1 protein-coding gene, 2 rRNA genes and 1 pseudogene (1 of these 4 cut by a window edge) are annotated in these 7,500 nt (G+C 51.8%); 1 reads left to right on the top strand and 3 read right to left on the bottom strand.

Annotated elements, in window-relative coordinates; translation table 11 throughout:
* The 3 genes from CIG75_RS18275 to topA all read right to left on the bottom strand — a co-directional run.
* Nucleotides 1-975: ribosomal RNA gene (locus CIG75_RS18275) — 23S ribosomal RNA — on the bottom strand (it extends 1,955 nt beyond the left edge of the window).
* A 170-nt stretch (nt 976-1,145) separates the two neighbouring features.
* Nucleotides 1,146-2,690: ribosomal RNA gene (locus tag CIG75_RS18280) — 16S ribosomal RNA — on the bottom strand.
* Together the 16S and 23S rRNA genes form the textbook arrangement of a ribosomal RNA operon.
* Before the next feature lie 376 nt (nt 2,691-3,066).
* Entirely contained in the window at nt 3,067-5,436 is a 2,370-nt protein-coding gene (topA, locus tag CIG75_RS18285; RefSeq protein WP_172844482.1) for a type I DNA topoisomerase, read from the bottom strand.
* A 458-nt stretch (nt 5,437-5,894) separates the two neighbouring features.
* Between topA and trpS the strand changes: the two are divergent.
* A pseudogene (gene trpS, locus CIG75_RS18290) lies at nt 5,895-6,743 on the top strand (tryptophan--tRNA ligase).
* Nucleotides 6,744-7,500 lie beyond the last annotated feature (757 nt).

Consider the following 7,500-nt stretch of genomic DNA (forward strand, 5'->3'; position numbering starts at 1 on the left):
AGTCGATGGCATTCGGAGTTTGACTGAGTTCGGTAACCCGGGGAGGGCCCCTAGCCCAATCAGTGCTCTACCTCCATGACTCTCACTCTAACGCTAGCCCTAAAGCTATTTCGGGGAGAACCAGCTATCTCCGAGTTCGATTGGAATTTCACCGCTACACCCAGCTCATCCCCGCACTTTTCAACGTGCGTGGGTTCGGACCTCCATTGCATTTTACTGCAACTTCATCCTGTCCAGGCGTAGATCACTCGGTTTCGGGTCTACGACCGCGAACTTTCGCCCTCTTCAGACGCGCTTTCGCTGCGGCTCCGGCTTCTCACCTTAACCTCGCCCGCGATCGTAACTCGCCGGTTCATTCTACAAAAGGCACGCCGTCAGGCATGAACGCCCTCCGACTGATTGTAGGCACACGGTTTCAGGTTCTTTTTCACTCCGCTCCCGCGGTGCTTTTCACCTTTCCCTCACGGTACTGGTTCACTATCGGTCGCCAGGAAGTATTTAGCCTTAGGAGGTGGTCCTCCTTGATTCCCACGGGATTTCTCGTGTCCCGCGGTACTTGGGGTTCCGTCTCGGAGTCTGCACAGTTTCGGGTACGAGACTTTCACTCTCTTTGGTCAGCCTTTCCAGACTGTTCGCCTACTGTGCAGATTTGTAACTCCATGTGAGACGCCCCGCAACCCCGTATGGCCGAAGCCACACGGTTTGGGCTGTTCCCCGTTCGCTCGCCGCTACTCAGGGAATCACTATTGTTTTCTCTTCCTCAGGGTACTTAGATGTTTCAGTTCCCCTGGTCTACCTCTCAACACCTATGGATTCAGTGCTGAGTGACACCCCATTACGAGTGCCGGGTTTCCCCATTCGGACATCCTCGGATCAATGCCTGCTTACGGCTCCCCGAGGCATTTCGGTGTTTGCCCCGTCCTTCATCGGCTCCTGGCGCCAAGGCATCCTCCGTGCGCCCTTCGTAGCTTAACCTAAGTTATTGCATACGAAATGCTGCATTTCTTCATGTCTTGACTCACAATTTCGCTATCCAGTTTTCAAGGAACACGTTTGGGCTTGATCCCCCAAAACTAAACGAGTTGTCAGAGATGATGCGAGTTTGATAAAGCTTGTTTTATGGTCGTTAGACCGTAAATCCTTAGAAAGGAGGTGATCCAGCCGCACCTTCCGATACGGCTACCTTGTTACGACTTCACCCCAGTCATCGACCCCACCTTAGACGGCTGGCTCCTTGCGGTTACCTCACCGGCTTCGGGTGTTGCCAACTCCCATGGTGTGACGGGCGGTGTGTACAAGGCCCGGGAACGAATTCACCGCGGCATGCTGATCCGCGATTACTAGCAATTCCAGCTTCATGCAGGCGAGTTGCAGCCTGCAATCCGAACTGTGAGCGGCTTTTTGGGATTGGCTCCGCCTCGCGGCCTCGCAACCCTTTGTACCGCCCATTGTAGCACGTGTGTAGCCCAAGACATAAGGGGCATGATGATTTGACGTCATCCCCGCCTTCCTCCGGTTTGTCACCGGCAGTCAATTGTGAGTGCCCAACTGAATGATGGCAACACAATTTAGGGGTTGCGCTCGTTGCGGGACTTAACCCAACATCTCACGACACGAGCTGACGACAACCATGCACCACCTGTCACCGCTGCCCCGAAGGGAAGGTCTATCTCTAAACCGGTCAGCGGGATGTCAAGTCTTGGTAAGGTTCTTCGCGTTGCTTCGAATTAAACCACATGCTCCACTGCTTGTGCGGGCCCCCGTCAATTCCTTTGAGTTTCAGTCTTGCGACCGTACTCCCCAGGCGGAGTGCTTAATGCGTTAGCTTCGGCACTGAGGGTGGTACCCCCCAACACCTAGCACTCATCGTTTACGGCGTGGACTACCAGGGTATCTAATCCTGTTTGCTCCCCACGCTTTCGCGCCTCAGCGTCAGAAATCGGCCAGCAAGGCGCCTTCGCCACAGGTGTTCCTCCACATCTCTACGCATTTCACCGCTACACGTGGAATTCCCCTTGCCTCTCCGATCCTCAAGCCATCCCGTATCCAAGGCAGTCCCAAGGTTGAGCCTTGGGCTTTCACCCCGGACGCAGATGGCCGCCTGCGCGCGCTTTACGCCCAGTGATTCCGGACAACGCTTGCCCCCTACGTATTACCGCGGCTGCTGGCACGTAGTTAGCCGGGGCTTCCTCCTCTGTTACCGTCAGGGTGTGAGCATTCTCTTCTCACACTTGTTCTTCGCAGAAGACAGAATTTTACAACCCGAAGGCCTTCATCATTCACGCGGCGTTGCTCCATCAGGCTTGCGCCCATTGTGGAAGATTCCCTACTGCTGCCTCCCGTAGGAGTCTGGGCCGTGTCTCAGTCCCAGTGTGGCCGATCACCCTCTCAGGTCGGCTACGCATCGTCGCCTTGGTGAGCCGTTACCTCACCAACTAGCTAATGCGCCGCGGGCTCATCCGACAGTGAAGCGAAAGCTTCTTTCTCGATTCCTTCATGCGAAGGAATCGCTTATCTGGTATTAGCACTCGTTTCCAAGCGTTATCCCAGTCTGTCGGGCAGATTGCCCACGTGTTACTCACCCGTCCGCCGCTAACCTTTGAGAGCAAGCTCCCTCCAGTCCGCTCGACTTGCATGTATTAGGCACGCCGCCAGCGTTCGTCCTGAGCCAGGATCAAACTCTCAATTAAAAGTTGAAAAAGTTTGTATCTTGACTCGCATCAGATCTCTGTAACACTCGTTTAGTTTTCAAGGATCAAGAACAGTATGTTCATTGTCCAACGTTGCGACAGGATGTCGCGTTCTTCGTTGGGCTACCACCGCGTGTCTCTCGCGGCGACAAGAGTTATCTTACCACGACCGCTAGCAACCTCTCAACACAGTCTTTCCCTCTTGGCAGAACAAAATTCGCGATGAGCCGCCATTTTCAGCAATCCTACAAAATAGGCTCTCGAATTTGTTTTTGTTTTACCTAAATCACATACAACCGATATATTTTGCCGCTCACACTCGACCCACCAAACAAAAATCCCGCGTGGCATCAACAAACACCACACGGGATTTCGTTTACTTCTTCTTTTTCATTTTCACTTGCTTGTACCGCTTCTTGACCTCGGCAAATTCCAATTCATCGATCACCTGCACGCTCTCACTCCATGTGGCGGTCGATCGACAGCGCGGATAACCTGAGCACCCAAGAAACTTTTCGCCCTTCCCTTCCCGCACCACCATGACCGAGCCGCATTTTGCACAGCATTGGTTTGTGACTTGAACGAGTTTGGGCCCGCTTTCCATCGGCTTGCCTTCCTTGTCCACCTTCAACACATGTTTGCATTTCGGGTACCCACTGCACGCAAGAAATTCTCCATAGCGTCCTTTTCTCAACACCATCGATTGACCGCACTTCTCACAGGAGTGTTCTGTTTCCACGGCCAACGGCTCCGGTTTCCCGCCTTTACCATACCCAAACTTCGCCCTGCACTGATAACAATGATACTGCTTGACTGCCTTTTTCCGACCTTTTGGGGTCACATCACACAGATATAACGGCTTGTTGCAGGACAGACACGGCACCTGCGTCTCACCGCCGATTGGCACGATGAACTTACAGGACGGATACCCACCACAAGCATAGACTAGCCCATATTTTGTCGAACGCTTCCACAGCTTTTGCCCGCACGCTGGGCACGGTAGCACCGTCTCTTCACCGAGCACCACGCGTTCGGCCGACTTCATCGCACCTTCGAGCGTCTGTGCAAACGGATCGTAAAACGCCTGCAGCATGCCGCGCCACTCACGATCACCTTCCGCCACTTGGTCGAGTTGCTTTTCCATCTCAGCCGTAAACGCCACGTTGATCAGGCTCGGAAAATTCAGCACTAAAGTCTGACAGACCACTTTGCCAATATCGGTCGGATAAAAATTTTTATTCTCCACGACCACGTACTCTCGCGCCTTTAAAACTGAGATGATCGACGCATACGTGCTCGGCCGACCGATCCCCTGTTTTTCCAATTCCTTAACGAGACTCGCTTCTGTAAAATAAGCGGGCGGTTTCGTAAAATGCTGCGACGGTGTGATTTTTTCACAAAGCTGCTTTTGCCCCTCCTCCACCGGAGGTAGCATCGGTTCCTCTTCCGCTTTGTCATCACCGGCATGCTTGCTGTCTCGACCTTCTTCATACAGCTTCAAAAAGCCGTCAAACTTCAGCGTTCGCCCATTCGACTTCCAGCCAAACCGCCCGGAGAGGATGCTCACCGCGACAGTATCATAAACGGCCGCCGCCATTTGACTCGCCAAAAAGCGCTCATAGATCAGCTTGTACACCCGGAACTGCTCAGGCGTCAGTTGCGATTTGACTCGATCGGGTGTCAATTCGATATGAGTCGGCCGAATCGCCTCATGCGCATCTTGCGCACCGCCTTTTGATTTATAAAAATTCGGACGCCCTGGACGATAACGCGGGCCAAACCACTCTTCGATCGCCTTCAACGCCTTTTGCTGCATGTCGGGTGCCACCCGAGTCGAGTCGGTTCGCATATAGGTGATCAACCCGACCGGCTTGCCTTCCACGTTCACACCTTCGTACAGCTGCTGCGCCACGCGCATCGTTTTTGCCACATCAAACCGCAGTTTGCGCGCCGCTTCCTGTTGCAAAGTTGACGTGGTAAAAGGCGGCGCTGGATAGCGTTTCTTCTCTGCTCGCTCCACTTTCTGGACGACAAAATTCTGCTCTTTCGCCTCCGCGACAATGGCGGCTGCAATGTCTCCTTGACTCACTTTGGCCTTTTTTCCTTCGATCTTTTCCAAGACACAGGTAAACAGTGGCGCTTCAGGATCAGTATGGACCTGCGCCTTGATCTCCCAATACTCTTCCGGTTTGAAATTCGCAATCTCTTCGGCCCGTTGCACGATCAGCATCAAAGCCACCGACTGCACCCGTCCCGCCGAAAGCCCGTGCTTGATCTTCCTGCTCAAAAAAGGGCTCAGTTTATAGCCGACCAAACGATCCAGAATCCGCCGCGCCTGTTGTGAATCGACCAAACGATAATCGATTTTGCGCGGACTTTTCATCGCCTGCAATATCGCGTTTTTGTTGATCTCATGAAACAGCACCCGCTCAATGTTGCGATTGCTCGGACGAAGCAGTGCCTCCAGGTGAAAAGCGATCGCTTCTCCTTCGCGGTCCGGGTCTGTGCTCAGAATGATCCGGTCGGCCGACTTCGCCAATGCGCGAAGCTCTTTGACAACGGTTGATTTTTCTTTTAGCACTTCATATTGAGGCTCAAATTGCTTTTCGATTTCCACCCCGAGTCCACTTTTCGGCAAGTCGCGCACATGACCCATCGAGGCTTTTACAATATAGTCACTTCCCAAGTAGGAATTGATCGTTTTCGCTTTTGCAGGGGATTCTACAATCACCAGATGTTTTGCCAACGTCCACACAACATCCTTTCTCGAACAAACATTCTCCTCCCCAGTATACCATGCGAGCAAAAAGCGCAGTTGCATATTTCCTTCTGACAGCGTATGATAACTTCCAATTTCATAGGGCAGGGCAATGAGGAACTAGAGTAGGCATCACAGACACTTCAGAGAGCTGACGGTAGGTACGAGTCAGTGTGAATGTGTTGCTGAATGGGCTTCGGAGCCTCCAGACCGAAACGACAGGGGCAGGCTTTGGCGGAGATGTCTCACCGATACAAGAGACTAGGTATTGCAGTTCAGTACCGAAAAGTGAGTTTGCAGTCGATGCAGGCTAATAAAGTTGGCACCACGGGTTCTTCGTCCTTTTTGGATGAAGGCCCTTTTTATTTGAAAGGAGTGATTCCGCATGAGCGATGGCTGGTGGCGACCGAAGTTTTTCAACCAAACAAATCGATGGAGGGATTTTGATGGCTAAGCAAATCTTAACGTCTGGAATCCGCCCGACTGGGCAACTGCACCTCGGAAATTATTATGGCGCTCTGCAAAATTTGAACCACCTGCAACATAACTACAACGCATTTTTCTTCATCGTGGATCTGCATGCCCTGACCAGGCACCCGAAAGCGGATAACCTACGCCGCCATGTGCTCGGTGTGGAAAAAGATTACATGCCTTCCGGGCTCGATCCTAAACTTTCTACGTTGTACACGCAAAGTTCGATCGCCGACGACATCTGTGAGTTGCACACCTACCTCAGCATGGTGACGCCGCTTGGAGAACTGTTGCGCTGTCCGACTTTTAAAGAAAAGGCGAAAAAGCATCCTGACAACGTCAATTACGGCTTGGTCGGGTACCCGGTGCTGATGGCGCCGACGTGCTGATTCCATAAAGGCACTCTTGTTCTGGTCGGAGAAGATCAACTAGTGCATCTCGAGATGGCACGCACGATCATTCACCGCTTCAAACAGCTATACGGTGACGTCTTTCCAGAGCCACTGCCTCTACTTGCGAATGCAGTCCGCATTCCTTCCCTTGCTGGTCATGGGAAAATGAGCAAGTCAGATGCCGCCGAAACATACATTCCGATGCAGGACGAGCGCGACTCAATCGACAGCAGTGTCAAAAAAGCGTTCTCCGTTCCAGTGCGCTTGTACAAACGCCAACCTGGTCATCCGACGAAAGAAGGCTGCAACGTCTACCTCTTGCACCGCCATTTTACAAATGATAATTTGCGCGCTGACTGGAGAATAGAACAAGATGATCTAGATGCTTCGAGTTGTCTCTTAAATCGGTTGCTTACGGTCGAGGCGATCTGAGGAATGGCGTATGTACAGCACTGTTTTTTAGCAAAACCAACGAAGGCTTTTCTACTGCTCGACCTGTGATCGAATCTCTGTTTACCAAAAGTGGATTTGACTTGCTGGCGATGCTTCTGATGATAGGAGAATGCTCGGGAGGTTATTCACAATTCACAAAGCTTAACTCACGAAGCAGTTCCTGTCGCGAAGGAACGTGGGAACGATACGATCTTCTGCTAATTAGGTTAGGTCAACTCTTGTGCACGGAATTGGATCTTGAAACCCACGTGATGTTCAATACTGAAGCAAGTAACTACTCACTGTGCCCCTTCGAGGAAAATGTTGACCGATCTCTGCTTGAAAACCTGCAAAATGTGCAACATCAATCTGCCCGCCAACAAAAAAGAAGATCTATCTCGAACTGAGATAGATCTTCTTCTATTTCGGTCCTTGACGGCGCTCTATACTTCCATGGGCCCTGCATTTTAAGTACAATTTCTCCACGGTCGATTTGGTGTTTTATCGCTATGCTTCTAACGCGGTACTGTTTCATGTACTCATCAGACAACATTAAAAAGACCCGACCTTAGAAGATCGAGCCTTTTTCACATAACCTAGCGCCGTCCTGCTCTCTCTAGACCCTGCGGTCCAAGTACCAGACCTCCGCTATCGCTTCGGTGGTTCTTCGCTCTACTTCGAACGAGGCACTGTTTCTATTGGCCTTGGACAACAAATGAAACACCCTATTCAATGAACAAAGTTCTCCTATCGCTCC

This window comes from Tumebacillus algifaecis, assembly GCF_002243515.1.
GTDB lineage: Bacteria > Bacillota > Bacilli > Tumebacillales > Tumebacillaceae > Tumebacillus_A > Tumebacillus_A algifaecis.